Raw genomic sequence first — 16423 nt, 5'->3', positions numbered from 1 at the left:
GCTATAATTTACAGATAAACATCTTTTCGGTGCGCAACTTTAGAAATAAGCATTAGATTTTCTTCATGATAAAAAATAACTCTATAATCACCAATGCGAAGTCTATATGCCCCATCAAACGGTGTTTTAAGTTTTTTAATTTTGGTAAGCACAGGACTCTTTGCGAAAGATTCTATACCCTCAAGTATCAAAGAAGCTATCTCTTTGTCTAATTTTTTGAGTTGTTTGAGAACTTTTGGGTCATAAATAATATCATAAGCCAAGTTCAGCCTTTATATCTTTGTGAGAGATGGTTTTGAGCATACCCATTTTGTACTCTTGTACTGTTTTACTAACAGCTTGTACATCAAAATAATCTTGTAAGGCTTCACGAATGACCTGAGCTTTTTTCTTTCCACTTTCGAGTGCAATAAGACCTAATTCATCAATAAGAGTCTCTTCCAAAGTAATGGTTATTTTTTTAGTCATGGTATTTTCCTTAAAATAATTACCATAGTATACCATACTTTGAGGGGCAAATTTATTAGGTTGAAGAGTTAAAAGTATAACTCCTTATTGATAAGCGATAATCTTTTTAGAGTTCTAAATTAAGAGAAGTATAAACAATATAACCCAAAACACTAAAAAAAGATACTCCCATAAGTAAGATTAAAGTACTCATTTCATTCCTCCTAAAGATTTTATTTGCTTGATAATTTTTCGGTTATGCAGTTTTTAGAATAAATGGCAAATCAATTTCGTGTGTAGTTTCTTTGACATTCAATACTTCTATCGCAACAACTTCATCTTTGTCATTGTAATCAACGATGATATCTTTCAATTTTTCTTCACTCTCAACTATCACGTCAGATGATAGTATGACATAAATGGCATCTATCTCTTTATCGTATTTAATTTTCATCTTTGCATCCTTTTTTTCTCATGTTTCTATCAAAATAGGCAGTGACTATCTTCATACTTGTTGGATTAACCACTACTTTTAAGCACCAATTTGAAACTTCTTCAATAGTTTTAAAAAAATGTTCTTCAAAATCAGAAATGCTGGTGTGAAAAGATGGAGACTCAACTGCCCGTTCAATCCACTCTATCGTGATACCTCTGAAGTCATGACATCTATAGCATGCCCAGTTAATTTATATTTCATTGTGTCATTATATCAAAATATAAAGTTGAACAAAGAGATTATATATTTTGTTGTAAAAAGTTAAAAGTTTAACCCTGACCTTGAAAAGGGAGGATATGGAAATTTATTTGAACTATTTAAGGAGGCGTTGCAAAAGGAGATCTTCAAAATTTCGACTGCTATCTGCTACCAATAAAACGAAGACAGCATTTCGTTCTATTTTAAAAATGATTCGCCATCGTTTATGGATAACTTCTCGATAATGGGTGATGCCAATATAGCTCAGTTCTGGCACAACTCTTTTTCGTTCTGGAAAATGGTACAACGCATCGCAAGACTCTTTGATTTCAAAAAAGACCTTTTTAGCAAGATCTAAACTATCCAGCTTTATATACTCAACACTATGTTCTAAATCTCCTTGTGCACTATGTGTCCAATAAACCTCATATAGTTTCATGAAAAAGTTTCGCTTCAAGGGAAAGAAACATACCTTCTTGTTCAATTATTTTAGTGTCATTCATCTCATTTTCACTTTGCACAATTAACTTAAGAAGTGTCAGCATATTTTGAGTATTTTCAAATGATTTGATGTCTTGAACGACAACTTTCGCCTCACCATTTTGTGTTATATAGATGGCTCTTCGTGTTTCCGTAACACTATTGACAACATGTGCTGTATTTGATTTGAGATAGCTGATTGGCTTAATGTCTTGACTTAAATACACTGTTTCCTCCTCTTTCAAGATGGTACCATAGTATTAAATAAAGACTTAATTTGGTATTAAATGCGTATATTGGAAAGTTAAAAGTTTAGCTCCGACCCCGAGAAGGGAGGATAAAAAAAAGGAGTGGCAAAGGCCACTCCTTAAGATTTAAGAATCGTAAAAATTAGAATTTGTAGTTAGCTCTGAATCTAAGTTCATCACTATCAACTGTCGCTTGTCCATCTGGCTCTTGTTTAGCATCTTCGTATTCAAGAGATACTGTCAAGCCTTTAACTGCTGGGATAGCATAAGCAACTTGACCTGCCCAATATGTCCAATCTGTTGGTCTAATTACTTTAGAACCAGTAGAACCAGTAACAGTACCATCAGCAGAAATTGAGATATAGTTAGCCATTAATTTTAAACCAGCAACGCCCACGTTTGTAAAATCATAAGATGCTTCGATTTTAAACGCATCCGTATCAGCTGTTGATACTCTACTTGCACCAGCGATAAGTGGAGCAGTAAATGCAACAGCACCACCAGCACCATTACCCATACCAAGAATAACATTGTCGTCACTTGATACTGATGTATAAGCTGTTTTTAGACCAAAGCCAGCAAGATCAATGATTGACGCTTGAAGTCCATACATACCACCGTCAAAACCAATGTCTGCATTATTAGCAGCATTGTATTTATCAGTTTTAGATGCTTGATACCCACCATCTAAACCGATTTTAAAGTTGCTCATAGGTACAATATAACCCAATCCACCAACCCAAACATCAGTATCGCCAACTGTTGCTCCAGCTACATCATTAATTAATACGTATTGACCTGTAATGGTTAAGTTTGTAATGGATTTATTAATAGCCAAGATAGTGTAAGCGCCATCAAATGTGAAGTTGCCTGCGCCATAGAATACAGCATTTTTTGAGAAGTCAGGAATATCGCTTTCACCATTAACAGCAGTTGGGTATCCATCACCAGTTACTTGAGATGTTCTTCCTTGGAATTTAGAAACATACCCTGCTGCCAATGTTGTTTGTGGTAAGTCTGTGTTAAGGAGTAATGCACCTTCAAATGACTCTTTAACCATACGTGAACCAGAACCATTTACAAGAGGAGTAGAAATAAATTGGCGACCTACTTTTGCAGTTGTTTTGCCAATTGTGTATGCAACATACGCTTCAGAAAGCACTGCACCTGAACCATACATGTCACCATCATACATTTGTTTTGCTGATGTATCTGCATCTGGTGCATAGTTTGATTGCATTGTTAGTCCCAAACTCAACCCGTAGAATGAATCAGTTACGTAACCAAGCATAACACCTGTACTAAAAAGGTCTTCGGATGTTGTACCAGTATCTCTGTCAAAATACCATGCTCTTAATTCACCGTTTACTTTACCGTTTTTAAATGCGTCTGCAAGAGTTTCACTTGCTGCAAAAGAACTAGATGCAAGACCTGCAACTACGATAGCCGCCAAGCTAAGTTTAGCTAATTTCATATTATCTCCTTGAATTTTTTAAAGGCGAAATAAGTCTATCACAAAAAATAAAAAATTACAATAAATTCTTAAAGAAATGTCACACAATGTGGCATTTCGTAATCAAATTGTTATAAAGCAAAATGGGGTCAGAAGTAAAATGGGGTCAGGGCTAAACTTTTAACTTTTATGCGCTTGCATATTGGGGAAAAGTTTAGAAAGGTCTATTTTTGGAGCGTTTGAACACAATGAAGTAGTGTACCTAGTTCAAGTTTGGTTAAATCCCAAACGATCTTGGCATCAACTCCAAAATATTCATGAACAATAAAATTTCTAAAATCTTTTACCATTCTCCACGGATAATCAGGTATTTTTTCTTCTAACATACCAATCACTTGAGAAATAGCTTCTCCAATAATGGTATATTCCCTTATCGTGGCACTGTAGGTTTTTCTATCGTTACAAAAAGTTTCAAAATCAATATCTGCAATATAGACTTGAATGGCATTTGCTGATTCTTCAATATCTTGCAAATAAAGCTCAATATCTCTTTTAGGCATATAAAATCTCTTTTTCAATATATTTTTTAGCAATTGGTTTTAAGGTACTTTCAATGCCTAAATCAATTTTTTTATGAAAATTATCCTCTAAGAAATACTTCAAATTAAAAAAACTTCTAAATTTATTATTACTTTCTATTTCTACAGCAATATCTATATCACTGTCTTCTCGTTGTTCATCTCTTGCATAACTACCAAATAAACCGATTTTTGTGACGCCGTATTTATGCGCTAACTCTTCTTTATGGGAAACTAAAAAATTTAAAATATATGCTTTTGTCATGATTAAAAGCCTTTGTCTCATAATGTTATGAAGGAATTATATCACAAGTAAGGAAGCAGGTTCCGAAAGCAGAAACCTGCCTTCGGAATGCTTTACATGTAAAGCTTAGATGCCGTACATCAGCTGTGGTAACCACAAAGAGATCATAGGAATGTAGGTTACTAATAGAAGTCCTACAAATAAAACGGCGACCCAAGGAAGAGAGGCTACAACAACCTCTTTGAGGCTTAGTCCCGTCATACCTGCCGCTACGAAAAGGTTGAGTCCCACGGGTGGGGTTATCATGCCGATTTCCATGTTCACAACCAAAACAACACCAAAATGGATCGGATCAATGCCAAGGGCAAGAATCAATGGTAACAACAATGGCACGGTAATCATAACGATAGAACTTGGCTCCATAAATTGTCCCATTAAGAGCAACAAGATATTGACAATAACCAAGAACATGATCGGTCCAACATTCGCTTCCATAATCATTTTTGTGATTTGCTGAGGAATCGTCTCGTCAGTTAAGAAATGCGCAAAGATCATCGCATTGGCGATGACAAAGAAGATCATCGCACTGGTAAGTGCTGATTCTAATATAATAGGATAGACATCTTTGAGTTTTAGATCTTTATAGACAAACACTGAAACAAAAAATGCGTACACTGCGCTCGCTGCTCCCGCTTCTGTTGGCGTAAAAATACCACCGTAAATTCCACCAATGACGAGGACAATAAGCATCAACGCCCAAAAAGCCTCTTTAAATTTTTTCAAACGCTCTTTAAAAGGAGCGGGTTCTTGACGCTTAAAGCCAAGGCGTACAGCACCAACATACGTTAGTAGCATCAGCATAAAACCTATCATAATACCAGGTATCACACCCGCCATAAAAAGTTTACCAATAGAAAGATCGGCGGTAACACCGTAAACGATGAAAACAATGGAAGGAGGAATCAAAATACCCAAACTTCCTGATGTTGCAATCGTACCGATGGCATACCCTCTTGGATAGCCTGCCTCTTTGATCGCGCTAAACATAACAGAGCCAATCGCCGCAACCGTAGCAGGGGAACTACCGCTGACGGCTGCAAAGATCATCGAAGCAAAAATAGCTGCGATAGGAAGACCACCGGGCAGATGCCCAACAATCGACTTTGCAAACTCAATGATACGATGCGCTGCTCCACCTTTGGAGAGGAAAGAGCCTGCTAGAATAAACATCGGAATTGCCATCAGCGAATACTTATTGAGTCCATCAAATACATGGGAAGTGATGCCCAGCAAATCCATATCGGTGAAAAAATAGGCGGTAATGAGCGTACTCGCACCCAAAGAGACCGAAACGGGCACGCCTAGGAACATCAAGAGGAAGAGTAATCCAAATATACTAAGCATTAACATCTTTAACTCCTCTAATTTCTAATGAATCATGCAGTGTTTCAAGTTCGCTGTTCACGACCACTTTACTTGCGTCCGTTGCAGCCACTTCAAAAATTTTCTCTCCTGCACGAAATGCCGCGCCGATAAAAGCAAAAGGCAAAACAAGGTGCGGAATCCACATCGGAATGCGAAGATCAATGCTCATCTCACCAAAATCAATCAACATCAAAACCAATTCGTACCCAAAATAGGACATCAATGCAAGATAGAGACAACTAAACAGATGTGCCCCCATCAGAATGATTTTTGCCATCATGGGTGGTAATTTCTCCAAAAGCATCGTCACAGAGATGTGAACTCCTTTTTTGAAACCATACGCGGCTCCAAAAAGCGCTGACCACATAAAAAGATAGTTGGTAAGCTCTCCTGCCCACGTAAGACTCATCTCAAAAAAATAGCGCAGTACCACGTTTGTAAAGGCAAGAATAACACCCAAGGCAATGCCAAAAACTGCAATATTTTTATTGATTGCCATAACCCCTAAATCGAGGATTGTAAAATATTTTTTCATCTCTTCTCTTTTTATCAAAACTTTTTACATAAAGTCTTTTAAGCCATAAAGGCGCAGATACAAAAAAAGGCATCTTGCGTTTGTAACAAGATGCCTTTTCTTGGGCTATTTAACCGCTTGAACTTTTTTGATGAGATCTTCGCCGATGACAGTGTAAAACTGTGGATAGATCGCTTCCATCGCTTTTTGCCATACCGCTTTTTGCTCTGCATTTAGCGTATGAATTTTAAGATTGCCTGATGTTTTTGCATACTCTTTTAATTTTGCAAGCATCTCTTCGTCATCTTGTGCCGCTAGTTTTCGCTCATATACTGTGGCTTCTTTCATCGCTTGAAGGACCATTGGTTTTAAATCCGCTGGGAATTTTTTCCAAAAACTCTCACTCATAATGACCAAGTAACCAAGATAACCATGGTCAGAGAGGGTTAAGTCTGTTTGAACTTCGTTAAACTTTTTGGTATAGAAGTTTGAAAGTGGATTTTCAGCACCATCGACAACACCTTGTTGCAATGCTGAGTAAACCTCTGAAAATGGCAAGACTTGTGGATTTGCGCCAATCGCTTTGAATTGAGCTTCCAAAACGTGTGAGCTCATAATACGAAACTTCTGACCTTCCGCATCTTGTGGGGTCAAAATTGCTTTTTTATTGGAAGAGAGGTGTTTAAAGCCTGCATCCCAATAATCAAGCGCAACGAAACCTTTTGCGGTGACTTTATCTTTCAGAACTTGCCCTACTTCGCCATCTAACACTTTATAAAGATGATCTTTGTCTCTAAAGATGAAGGGAAGATCGAAAAGTTGCATCTCTGGAACAATGCTGGTAAATTTTGAGAAGCTTGGCATTGCGATGTGAGCATTCCCAAGTTTGAGGGCTTTCATCTCTTCGCCATCACCGTATAACTGTGAGTTAGGGAAAACAACGACTTCAACTTTGCCATTGGTGAGCTCACCGACTCTTTTTGCAAAGAAATCAGCACCCATACCTTTTGGAGTATTTGGACTCACGACGTGTGTCACTTTGATGGTATATTCTGCAGCAATCGCAGAGGAAACAAGAAGCGTTGCTAGCGCCATTACGTTAAGAAACTTAGTCATGTTGACTCCTTATTCATAGTATTTTCACTGTCGATTATAGGTGAAAATTATGTCAAAGTTATGTATCTTTACATGTAAAGCTTCAAAGTATTACGAATAACGCTCCAATGGTTTCTTTTTGTAACTAAAATGGGTAAAATTAAACTTTTCTTGATTTTTTGTGTTACAATTTGTAACCAATTCCTTGAATATTTTTTAAAGTTCCCTCTGGTAGCTTCTTTCTTAAGTTCTTAATCATCAAACGAAGTGCGTTAAGACTCATGTATTCACTCTCCCATAGTTTCTGCTCAATCTCTTCATAAGAGATGATCGAATCTTTTTGTAACAGAAGTTCAATGAACTTTGCCTCTTTCTTGGTAAGCTCATAAATGTCACTCTCATGTGTAATGATTTTTTGCAGTGAATCATAATACCAACTTGGAGCTAATTCTTGAAGATGTGCTTTTTCTTTCGCTTGCAAAAATTTTTCCAGTGCATCAAACAGTTTAGGCTCCGTGATGGGTTTAACGATGTAGCGAAGCAAGGAGAGTTCAATCGCTTCAAGCATGAAATCCACCTCAGTGTATGCGGTGATGAAAATGATATGTGCTTTTTGATCGTTCTGGCGAATCTTTTTTGCCAAATCGATACCGCTTAAATGCGGCATCTTGATGTCGGTAATAATGAGGTCTGGTTTGTGCTGTACAAAAAGTGTGTACGCTTCATCGCCATCCGTTGCAAGATAAACCTCTTTGAAGAGAAGGCTGAGCAGTTCATAGACATTTTTACGAACTCCTGCTTCATCCTCAGCGTACAAAACTCTATACGGCGCAAGCTTTTTTAACATCTTTTCATCCATTTCCAACCCTTTACATTTCTCAAAAGAATGACTATGATTCTTTTTTATTTTCATTATTATAGCAGTCACAGTGGGAGTTTTTTGTGAAGATTATTAAAGAGAGCAATATCTCTACGATCATTATCGTTAGTACCATCTTTATTATCAGCTCACTCATGCTTTTTAATGGGTACTTTTTCATTAGCAAGCAGTATGAAATTTTACAAGCACAGATCGAAGATACTAAAAAAACGTTCGTTGAAAATAAACGTAATGTTCTAAAACGTGAAGTGGATGCCATTATTGAATTTATCGAATTTAAAAAGAGCCGAACAAACTTTACGGAGCCAAGTGCCTTAGAGGCTTTACATCATGAGGTGTATGACTGGATACGCCATATTCGCTACGGTGGGCAAGAGCACAACTATATTTTTGTGTATCAGGTGGAGCATATGAGCGGTGGAGACAAGTTTGCCAAAATGCTCATCAATCCCAATCGTCCTGATTTAGAAGGTGAATACATCTCCGATGCGTATACCGATGAAAATGGTAAGGCATTTCGTAAAATATTTTTGCAAGATATTCACGAAAAAGGCTACTCCTTTGTCGAATACATCTACAAAAAACCTGATAGCAACATCATTCGCCCCAAAGTGTCTTACTTTAAGCTCTACAAAGAGTGGAATATCATCATTGCCGCAGGTGCTTACACCGATGATATTGACAAAGAGATCGACATCGCTAAAGCAGCCTTTAAAAAAAAGATGGAGCTTGAAATCACATCAGCGATCATCATCTTTCTTCTTTTTGCACTCATTGCCAATACCTTTGCCGTCATGCTAGGCAAACGGATCGAACGCTTTTTAAACACTTACCATAAACAGGTTCAGCAAAAAACACTTGAGCTTGAAAACCTCAACAAAACACTAGAGAGTCGTGTAACAGAAGAGATCAAGAAAAACCGCGAACAAGAGCAACTACTCATCCAAAAATCCAAATTTATCGCCCTTGGAGAGATGATCAGCAACATCGCACACCAATGGCGACAACCGCTCTCACAGCTCTCAGCCCTTTTAATGACGCTCAAACTAAAATACAATATGGACAAGCTCGATAAAACAGCAATGGAGATTAAATGCGTTGAAGCAGAAAACATTGTCGAGTATATGTCCCACACCATCGATGATTTTCGTAATTTCTTTATGCCCAACAAAGACAAAAAAATGTTTAGCATTCAAACGTCTATCGACGACGTTTTGCGCATCATTGCTATGTCAATTACCAATCAAGAGATCGAAATAGAGGTCAATATCTTACACGATGAATTTATCATAGGCTACAAAAGTGAGTACGAACAAGTTGTTCTCAATCTTCTGTCTAACGCCAAAGATGCCATCATCACTTCAGGAAGACAAGGTGGTAAAATTACCATTAGTCTTGAAAGTGACGAACAAATGGTACGTCTTAGCATTGAAGATAATGGTGGAGGCATCAAGATAGCGCCTATTGAGAAAATCTTTGAGCCTTATGTGAGCACCAAAGAGCAAAACGAGGGTACAGGCATTGGGCTTTATATGGCGAAACTGATCATTGAAAAGAGTATGAGAGGAAAACTTGAAGTACGAAATGAAAATGGGGGAGCTATTTTTACGATAGAGTTGGAGAAAGGTTTCAAAGAGACGCTTGGCGGATCGCCCCTTTGAGTCTTCACTTTCAGAAGAAAATATGAAATTCGCTAAGAGAAGTATAGGAACTCAAAGTAAACGATCGGTTAACAAAAGTAAACCTTTAGAATTTAATGGTCTCTTCTTTTGGAACGCCTATCACTTGGTGCGCTTTGTCACGTTTTCCTGCACCACCATCATCGCTGCTTTTACTTTTACTGGTACTGGTGCTTTTTTTCTTAACAGGCGGTGTGTAGGTATTACGTTTTCCACCTTTGTAAAAGCCCTCTTTGATCACAAACATCTCCGTTAAACGCATACCATCAAACGAAGCATAAACGAGATCCCCCTCGTTTGCAAGAACTGTTTTGTGGTTGAAGTTCACATAAGGTAATTTTCCATTGGTTGTATCAATACCATCAATCTCATAATTCCATAATTGCGAATTTGCCTCTTGTTTCAAAGAGCGAACAATTCCCTTGATATAGTTTTTACCAACTAGCTTAGAAAGTTTCGGGTTGGTAATATCTGGCTTTTCATTGGCAAAGGTTGTAACCGTTGAAGCGGGAGGTGTACGAGAAGCGCATCCTTGCATCAATAAGACCAAAAGTGCTACACAAAGATACGATAAAAATCTTTTCAAAACAAAATCCTTCTATATTTTTGCGGATTATAGCAAAGTTTCCTCTTTATTATGGTAAAATCCGTTTCTCGAATGGGGCTGACATGGCTTCGACAGGAGTAGTTTTAGCTTATGGCTGCATGTCGGAAGTGAAGGACTTGCGTTACACAACCTTCAATCAATAACTGCTAACAACAGTAACTATCGTCCTGCTTACGCACTAGCTGCATAAGTTTAATACATAAGGACTGCTTCTCCCTTTAATGCTATCTAAGGAGGATTGGGAAGTATCATAGCTATGATAGATATACTGCATGAACGCCTTTACATGCAGCGAAGTTAAAGGCTCGTTTTGCGTAGTTTTCTGATTGTTGTACGAAGCAAAATTAAACACTATCAACAATATCTAAGCATGTAGACGTCATAGGTGGCTATTTTTGGACTGGGGTTCAATCCCCCACAGCTCCACCATTCGAGAAATTTAAACTGTCTAGTACAATTCAAATATCCCCTAATATGGGGATGTCAAGAAAATACCCCTTTAAAAATCTATCTAAAATTTTCTTCTTATGTTACTCAAGTTGTTACATAGCCTACATCGAAACACACCATAACTATTTTTATGTAACAAAGAATCACATACTTATTTACTTACCAAGACAGGGATAAGAGAATGAACCAAAACTTTATTGGTTTGACTTCCTAGCAACAAACCTTCAATTTCGTTATACCCGTGTGAAGCCATAAAAATTAAATCACATTTTTCTAACGTTGCATACTCTATAATGGCTTGATAGGGTTCGCTATTTTCAACAAGCAATTGCTTGGATTTCACGTGATGAGATTGTGCTAGCGTTGTTGCTTCCTCCAAAAAAGAGCGGCAAAGGTCATCTATCTTTTCTTCATATATTTTTTTAGCATTTGGATCAAAAATAACACCTACCATACCATGATAAAATAAATTTTCCATATGCTTTACATGTAAAAAGTACAATTCTGAATGTAACGCTTTTGCAAGTGCAACCGCTTTTTGGATAGCCTGTTTTGATAAATCAGACCCATCTACTGGTACCAATATTTTTTTATACATTGTAACTCCTTTCTTTATTAGAGCTCTTTACATGTCTTTAAAGCAAAGCTCTAAAGACTACGTTAACACTGCGTTTTCTTTGGCAGAAAGCCCACACACCTTTGGTACTTTTTTTTCTTGCAAAATGAGCTTTGCAAGAAGTCTATTAATGTCCACCCTTGCCCGCTTCGACAAATCGTGTAGGTTTAGGTGCAAGCCATATGGCAAATGCAGCGCAAATAAAAGCAACCCCTAGATACAGCATCACTTCATTTGTCGCTAGCATAACGGCTTGACTCGTTATAAGAGAATCTATCATCTGATTGGTTACGTCTACAGGAGTATTTTGTTGCTCAAACATCATTCGAAAGCTATTGTCAGAATCTGAAATATCGACTAATTGCGCATGCTTAATAGTGATAAGATCACTCCACGAACTATTAACAAGAGAGGTTGCAAATGCACCTGATAGTGTTCTTAAAAAATTCATCAATCCAGCAGCCGAATCCATTTCACGTTCTTCAACACTCCCAAGCGCTAACCCCGTTGTTGGTATAAAGAAAAAAGGCATACCAACACCCATCATGGCAAGCGGTAGCGCAATCGACCAAAAATCTATCTCTGTTGTTGTGATGCTACGCCATAGTGTCACTAACCCCATAACGATAATTCCGAAAAATATCAATTTTCGTGCATCCATTTTCTCCGCAACATTTGCGACAATCGGTGCGATTAATAATGCAGATACCCCTATCCAGCAGGTCGCAATACCTGCATCAGTGGCAGTATAACCCATGAAATTTTGAAGCCACAAGGGTGTTAATACATTCACCCCAAAAAACGCTGCAAACGCGAGACTTATCGTAAGAATACTGACCCAAAACCCTCGATGCCTAAATACTTTCAAATCTACAATTGGATGTTCTTCATACCATTCCCAAATAATAAAGATACAAAAAGAGATCAGTGAAATGGTAGCAAGTGCAATAATTTTATTGGAAGCAAACCAATCCAAATCTTTCCCCTCATCCAGCATAATTTGAAATGCTGCCACCCAAACAATGAGTAAGACAAGCCCAATACGATCAATTGGATTTTTACTGATAACATCTGTGTAGTGTTTCAACAATTTCCATGCAAAGAAACCACAAATAAGTCCGATGGGAACATTGAGCAAAAAAACATAATTCCAACTGTATTCATCGCATAAATAGCCGCCTAAAATGGGTCCTACGACGGGTGCAACTAATGTTGTCATAGACCACATTCCAATGGCGGCACCGACTTTCTCTTTTGGAAAAATCTTAATGAGCAACGTTTGAGATAATGGCATAAGAGGCCCACCAGCAAACCCTTGGAAAACTCTGGCAACCACCAACATGCCTAATGAATTAGACATACCACACAAAGCAGACATAACACCAAACATGATCATCGCAATAACAAAAACACGCACAGCCCCAAATCGTGCTGCAAACCATCCCGTTAAAGGAACCGTTATCGCTTCTCCCACGGCATAGGATGTAATGACCCATGTGCCTTGACTCATCGTAGAACCAAGATTTCCAGCAATATTTGGTACGGCAACATTTGCAATGGTCATATTGAGTACAGCAACGAAATTTGCCGCACAAAGCATAAATGCTGCAATCATTAAGGCAGTGCCTTCTAACGGCTTTATTTCCGCATTATGAGTTGACATCATCGATTCTTAGTTTATACGGGTACGGGTATCGATTTCAACATTCATCGATAATCCTACCCTCAAAGGATTAGCTTTTAATTCATCTGTATCCATTTTAATTCGCACAGGAACTCTTTGGACAACTTTAATCCAATTGCCGGTTGCATTTTGAGCAGGAATTGCAGCAAATGCGGCTCCTGTTCCACCAGAGAATCCCTCTACAATACCATGATAAACGGTCTGCTTACCATAAAGATCGGCATATAATGTTACGGCTTGTCCGACTCTGACTTTTTGAAGTTGCGCTTCTTTAAAATTGGCATCGACATGTATTTGGTCAACAGGAACAACCGATAAAAGGTACGTACCTTGTTGAACGTGCTGTCCTAATTGAACCTGTCTTTTGGATACAATGCCATCAATGGGCGATCTAAGAACGGTACGCTCAAAATCAATTTTTGCTTGTTCGAGTCGTGCACGAGCAGCATTGATTTCAGGATGGTTTGATTCCGTTGTTCCGCTAATAAGCGCGGTATTGATCTCTTTTGAATAGAGCGCCGCTTTTAAATTGGCTTTAACCCCTAATTCACTTGCTTGCAGTGCTTCAAAGTTGGATTTAGCGGTTATATACGCATTTTTCATACGGGTTAATTCATCTTCGGAAACTGATCCTGAAGCAATCAATGCTTCTCTGCGTTGTAAATCAATCGTTGCTCTTTCTAAATCTGCTTTTGCGGCACTCATCTGAGCTGTTATGCGTTTTTCATCTGCTTCTCTTGCTGAAATTTGGGCATTCAAATTGCCATCATTTGCAATATACCCTTTAACCGTACGAATCGTACGATCTAAGTCAGCTTCTGCTTGTTCAAGTATAATTTTTGCATCGACTTGGTCAATTTTCACCAGTACATCACCCACTTTGACACTTTGGGTATCATTGACTAAAATTTCACGAATTGTACCCCCCCGTAGAAGGGGCAATTTGTGCAATCTCAACGGCAGTATACGCATTGTCTGTACTGACAAATCGTGAGCCGTAACCAAACCAATAAACAGTGATTCCTGCGACAACAACTGCTATGAATACACTAAATCCAACGAGAATCTTTTTACGCTTTGCATGGGGAGTCTCATTTATAACGTGTTCTGACATTTTGATTCCTTTATTTAGTTATGAGTGTTATTGACCATTAGATATCCACCACCAAGAGATCGTTTCATGGCAATATCCAATATCAATGATTTTGTTTTGAGCGTTACTAAATATTTTTGGGTTGCATTCAAATTATCACTTGCATACAAAACGTCTATATAATTAGAAACCCCTTGTTTATAACGATTGTTAGCCACATCATACGACGTCTGTGCGGCATCAACACCCTCTTGGGCTGTTTTGATTTGCGATGAAAGGCTTTTTTGACTTACGCCAACATCTGCTACATCTTGTAGCGCATGAACCACCGTGCGGTTGTAATTTGCTACGGCTGCTTCATAACTCGCTTCAGCGCCCTCTAAATCAGCCTCTAAACGACCACCTGTAAAAATTGGCAAATACACAGCAGGGCCTACACTTCCAATATCTGAGCCGGATTGTGTAAGATTTTCTATCCCTAAGGATTGAACGCCAATCATTGCAGAAAGATTGATATTGGGATAAAACGCAGCTTTTTTCTGTTTTATTTTTGATTCTTTCGCTTCAACTTGTAATTTTGCGGAGACAATATCAGGACGGCGCCCTAGTAAATTGAGTGCAAGCTCCGTGGGTAATTCATACTTATTGTCTACATTAATACGCGGTCGATTGATTTCAAGCCCTTTATCGGGTCCTTCCCCCAACAATGCGGCTATTTGATTTTTGGTTAAGGCAATCTGTTCATTGATGACCTGCCATTCACCAAACGTGTTCATGTATCTAGCTTTTGCATCGCTCACGACTGATTTATTTTCTAACCCTTTCGTATATTTCTCGTCCACACGGTCCAAAATATTTTGTTTAATTTTGAGAGAGGCATCAACCGTATCGCTAAGTGCATAGAGTTGTGCCAGTTGTGAATAAGCGGTTGCAATCGCACTCGCTAATATAAGTTCGGCTTGTTTTTTTTCCGCTTGTATTGCTTCAAATTCTGATGTTGCAGCGGCTAATGCCGCTCTATTTTTACCCCAAAAATCAATTTCCCAGTTCATGCTCAGACTTGCTTGTCCATAATCGTTCCAGTTCTTAGGAACCGTGGATAGTGGCGTAACATAGTTGTAGCTTAACTTTTCACTCGATACACTTGCATTGGTGCCAACCTGCGGAAGTAACTGTGATTTAGATCCTTGTGTATAGGCACTTGCTTGTTTTATTCTCGCAGAGACGATGGCAATATCAGGTGAATTTTCCAAACCTCTTTCTATCAAAGTATTGAGCTGTTCATCCTGATAAGACCTCCACCAAAACTCGCTAGGCCAATGAGACTGCGTGGTTTCAAATGTTTTTGATGTCAAATATGCATCAATCGGCTTTGGTTTAAGTGCCGCCTCATTGGATAAAAAATTGGTGCACCCACTAAAACCAACTGCAATTAGAAATCCCATTGAGTAATATTTCCAGTATTGAAACATTATTTCCCCTTTTTTCATAATAAAACTGTACGGTACAGTTCATTTATGAAAGTGTAACGAAATTTGGTTAAAATATGCTAAATAAATAAAAGAATAAAACATGAAAACAAAGACTGAAGAAAAAAGACAAGCCATTATTGCTGTTGCAACGCAAGTTTTTATAGAGCTTGGTTTTGATAAAACATCTATGTCTGAGATTTCAAACAGACTCGGTGGCTCAAAAGCAACCCTTTACAACTATTTTAAATCAAAAGAAGAGCTGTTTTTGGAAACACTCCAAATAGTCATTGAAGCTGAATTTCAGATGGTACATAAAGCACTTGATCCTTATACCGATGATATTTCCAAATCGTTATACACTTTTGGTGAGAAATTTCTCAATTTTATCTACTCAGACTCTTTAAAAGAAGTGCGAAAATTGGCGATTACAGAATCAGGCAAAACTGAACTAGGAAAAATAACCTATACAAAAGGTGCCAGAAGAAGCTATGAAATGATTGCGGTATGCTTAAACGAGGCTATGCAATTAAATAAACTGCACATGAATGATCCTCTTGTTGCGGCACAACATCTTTTGGCTCTGCTCGAAGCAGAAACACTGATGCCCTTTTTAATGAATGTTAAAACTCAGATAACAGAACCAGAGATAAAAGCTATTTCAAAAAGGGCTATTGATGTTTTCATGAGAGCTTATGGCATCTAAAACACGCACAGTGTATTAAAAAAAACAGATGCCTTTTGCCCTTCGTATGAGAGGCATTGCG

Annotated in this window: 20 protein-coding genes and 1 other RNA gene; 3 read left to right on the top strand and 18 right to left on the bottom strand. The window is 38.1% G+C overall.

The features are described from left to right. Positions 1–8 precede the first annotated feature (8 nt). From SHALO_RS03175 to SHALO_RS03120, 12 genes are all read right to left on the bottom strand, one after another. Positions 9–263 carry a type II toxin-antitoxin system RelE family toxin gene (locus tag SHALO_RS03175; RefSeq protein WP_025343817.1) on the bottom strand — a complete coding sequence of 85 codons (255 nt, stop codon included), beginning with the start codon at positions 261–263 and terminating at the stop codon, positions 9–11. Beyond that, positions 253–468, bottom strand: a complete 216-nt coding sequence (locus SHALO_RS03170; protein ID WP_025343816.1) for a CopG family transcriptional regulator — start codon at positions 466–468, stop codon at positions 253–255. The genes SHALO_RS03175 and SHALO_RS03170 overlap by 11 nt, the downstream gene beginning before the upstream one ends. A gap of 235 nt (positions 469–703) precedes the next feature. Beyond that, positions 704–901, bottom strand: coding sequence for a DUF2283 domain-containing protein (locus tag SHALO_RS03165; RefSeq protein WP_025343815.1), 198 nt, complete (start codon positions 899–901; stop codon positions 704–706). Between the two features lie 355 nt (positions 902–1256). Then, positions 1257–1580, bottom strand: coding sequence for a type II toxin-antitoxin system RelE/ParE family toxin (locus tag SHALO_RS03160; protein ID WP_025343813.1), 324 nt, complete (start codon positions 1578–1580; stop codon positions 1257–1259). Beyond that, complete coding sequence (locus SHALO_RS03155) at positions 1567–1848, bottom strand: type II toxin-antitoxin system Phd/YefM family antitoxin (RefSeq protein WP_025343812.1); 282 nt, start codon at positions 1846–1848, stop codon at positions 1567–1569. The genes SHALO_RS03160 and SHALO_RS03155 overlap by 14 nt, the downstream gene beginning before the upstream one ends. A 163-nt stretch (positions 1849–2011) precedes the next feature. Continuing rightward, positions 2012–3343, bottom strand: coding sequence for an OprD family outer membrane porin (locus SHALO_RS03150; protein WP_069477341.1), 1332 nt, complete (start codon positions 3341–3343; stop codon positions 2012–2014). Between the two features lie 203 nt (positions 3344–3546). After that, on the bottom strand, positions 3547–3882 hold the full coding sequence (locus SHALO_RS03145) for a HepT-like ribonuclease domain-containing protein (RefSeq protein ID WP_069477340.1): 336 nt from the start codon (positions 3880–3882) through the stop codon (positions 3547–3549). Beyond that, positions 3875–4165, bottom strand: a complete 291-nt coding sequence (locus SHALO_RS03140) for a nucleotidyltransferase family protein (protein ID WP_069477339.1) — start codon at positions 4163–4165, stop codon at positions 3875–3877. Before SHALO_RS03140 ends, SHALO_RS03145 begins: the two co-directional genes overlap by 8 nt. A 105-nt stretch (positions 4166–4270) precedes the next feature. Next, on the bottom strand, positions 4271–5554 hold the full coding sequence (locus SHALO_RS03135) for a TRAP transporter large permease (RefSeq protein WP_069477338.1): 1284 nt from the start codon (positions 5552–5554) through the stop codon (positions 4271–4273). After that, complete coding sequence (locus SHALO_RS03130) at positions 5541–6104, bottom strand: TRAP transporter small permease (RefSeq protein ID WP_069477337.1); 564 nt, start codon at positions 6102–6104, stop codon at positions 5541–5543. The genes SHALO_RS03135 and SHALO_RS03130 overlap by 14 nt, the downstream gene beginning before the upstream one ends. Positions 6105–6209: 105 nt before the next feature. After that, positions 6210–7199 carry a TRAP transporter substrate-binding protein gene (locus SHALO_RS03125; protein WP_069477336.1) on the bottom strand — a complete coding sequence of 330 codons (990 nt, stop codon included), beginning with the start codon at positions 7197–7199 and terminating at the stop codon, positions 6210–6212. A 163-nt stretch (positions 7200–7362) separates the two neighbouring features. Continuing rightward, the gene (locus SHALO_RS03120) at positions 7363–8037 is read right to left on the bottom strand and encodes a response regulator transcription factor (protein ID WP_084010678.1); all 675 of its coding nucleotides are present in this window, start codon (positions 8035–8037) and stop codon (positions 7363–7365) included. An 83-nt stretch (positions 8038–8120) separates the two neighbouring features. On the opposite strand from SHALO_RS03120, the gene SHALO_RS03115 reads away from it, so the two are divergent. After that, a complete protein-coding gene (locus SHALO_RS03115) occupies positions 8121–9719 on the top strand; it encodes a sensor histidine kinase (protein WP_069477335.1) in 1599 nt (532 codons plus the stop codon). A gap of 85 nt (positions 9720–9804) precedes the next feature. Here the strand turns inward: SHALO_RS03115 and SHALO_RS03110 are convergent, their stop codons facing one another. Continuing rightward, positions 9805–10323 carry a hypothetical protein gene (locus tag SHALO_RS03110; RefSeq protein ID WP_069477334.1) on the bottom strand — a complete coding sequence of 173 codons (519 nt, stop codon included), beginning with the start codon at positions 10321–10323 and terminating at the stop codon, positions 9805–9807. Between the two features lie 74 nt (positions 10324–10397). On the opposite strand from SHALO_RS03110, the gene ssrA reads away from it, so the two are divergent. Further along, positions 10398–10773, top strand: a transfer-messenger RNA (tmRNA) gene (gene ssrA / locus SHALO_RS03105). A gap of 172 nt (positions 10774–10945) precedes the next feature. Here ssrA and SHALO_RS03100 read toward each other — a convergent pair. The 5 genes from SHALO_RS03100 to SHALO_RS03085 all read right to left on the bottom strand — a co-directional run bounded on the left by SHALO_RS03100 (position 10946) and on the right by SHALO_RS03085 (position 15659). Beyond that, positions 10946–11392, bottom strand: coding sequence for a universal stress protein (locus SHALO_RS03100; protein ID WP_069477333.1), 447 nt, complete (start codon positions 11390–11392; stop codon positions 10946–10948). Between the two features lie 145 nt (positions 11393–11537). Continuing rightward, positions 11538–13025 (bottom strand): DHA2 family efflux MFS transporter permease subunit, encoded by a 1488-nt coding sequence (locus SHALO_RS03095; RefSeq protein WP_238585278.1) that lies wholly within the window; start codon positions 13023–13025, stop codon positions 11538–11540. 57 nt (positions 13026–13082) lie between these two features. Then, positions 13083–13973, bottom strand: a complete 891-nt coding sequence (locus SHALO_RS03090) for an HlyD family secretion protein (protein ID WP_202968809.1) — start codon at positions 13971–13973, stop codon at positions 13083–13085. Positions 13974–14004: 31 nt separating this feature from the next. Continuing rightward, on the bottom strand, positions 14005–14208 hold the full coding sequence (locus SHALO_RS15430) for a hypothetical protein (protein ID WP_202968808.1): 204 nt from the start codon (positions 14206–14208) through the stop codon (positions 14005–14007). A 14-nt stretch (positions 14209–14222) separates the two neighbouring features. Further along, entirely contained in the window at positions 14223–15659 is a 1437-nt protein-coding gene (locus tag SHALO_RS03085; protein ID WP_158513703.1) for an efflux transporter outer membrane subunit, read from the bottom strand. 100 nt (positions 15660–15759) lie between these two features. On the opposite strand from SHALO_RS03085, the gene SHALO_RS03080 reads away from it, so the two are divergent. After that, a complete protein-coding gene (locus tag SHALO_RS03080; RefSeq protein WP_069477331.1) occupies positions 15760–16362 on the top strand; it encodes a TetR/AcrR family transcriptional regulator in 603 nt (200 codons plus the stop codon). Positions 16363–16423: the final 61 nt, after the last annotated feature.

Origin of the sequence: Sulfurospirillum halorespirans DSM 13726 (assembly GCF_001723605.1) — a bacterium.
Lineage (GTDB): Bacteria > Campylobacterota > Campylobacteria > Campylobacterales > Sulfurospirillaceae > Sulfurospirillum > Sulfurospirillum halorespirans.
This window is presented reverse-complemented; position numbering and strand designations above follow the sequence as displayed.

Excerpts from the sequence above, each read along its gene's own strand:
- SHALO_RS03170 (WP_025343816.1), bottom strand. The coding sequence starts at position 468 with ATGACTAAAAAAATAACCATTACTTTGGAAGAGACTCTTATTGATGAA.
- SHALO_RS03165 (WP_025343815.1), bottom strand. The coding sequence starts at position 901 with ATGAAAATTAAATACGATAAAGAGATAGATGCCATTTATGTCATACTA.
- SHALO_RS03160 (WP_025343813.1), bottom strand. The coding sequence starts at position 1,580 with ATGAAACTATATGAGGTTTATTGGACACATAGTGCACAAGGAGATTTA.
- SHALO_RS03150 (WP_069477341.1), bottom strand. The coding sequence starts at position 3,343 with ATGAAATTAGCTAAACTTAGCTTGGCGGCTATCGTAGTTGCAGGTCTT.
- SHALO_RS03145 (WP_069477340.1), bottom strand. The coding sequence starts at position 3,882 with ATGCCTAAAAGAGATATTGAGCTTTATTTGCAAGATATTGAAGAATCA.
- SHALO_RS03140 (WP_069477339.1), bottom strand. The coding sequence starts at position 4,165 with ATGACAAAAGCATATATTTTAAATTTTTTAGTTTCCCATAAAGAAGAG.
- SHALO_RS03135 (WP_069477338.1), bottom strand. The coding sequence starts at position 5,554 with ATGTTAATGCTTAGTATATTTGGATTACTCTTCCTCTTGATGTTCCTA.
- SHALO_RS03130 (WP_069477337.1), bottom strand. The coding sequence starts at position 6,104 with ATGAAAAAATATTTTACAATCCTCGATTTAGGGGTTATGGCAATCAAT.
- SHALO_RS03125 (WP_069477336.1), bottom strand. The coding sequence starts at position 7,199 with ATGACTAAGTTTCTTAACGTAATGGCGCTAGCAACGCTTCTTGTTTCC.
- SHALO_RS03120 (WP_084010678.1), bottom strand. The coding sequence starts at position 8,037 with ATGGATGAAAAGATGTTAAAAAAGCTTGCGCCGTATAGAGTTTTGTAC.
- SHALO_RS03100 (WP_069477333.1), bottom strand. The coding sequence starts at position 11,392 with ATGTATAAAAAAATATTGGTACCAGTAGATGGGTCTGATTTATCAAAA.
- SHALO_RS03095 (WP_238585278.1), bottom strand. The coding sequence starts at position 13,025 with ATGATTGCAGCATTTATGCTTTGTGCGGCAAATTTCGTTGCTGTACTC.
- SHALO_RS15430 (WP_202968808.1), bottom strand. The coding sequence starts at position 14,208 with ATGTCAGAACACGTTATAAATGAGACTCCCCATGCAAAGCGTAAAAAG.
- SHALO_RS03085 (WP_158513703.1), bottom strand. The coding sequence starts at position 15,659 with ATGTTTCAATACTGGAAATATTACTCAATGGGATTTCTAATTGCAGTT.
- SHALO_RS03080 (WP_069477331.1), top strand. The coding sequence starts at position 15,760 with ATGAAAACAAAGACTGAAGAAAAAAGACAAGCCATTATTGCTGTTGCA.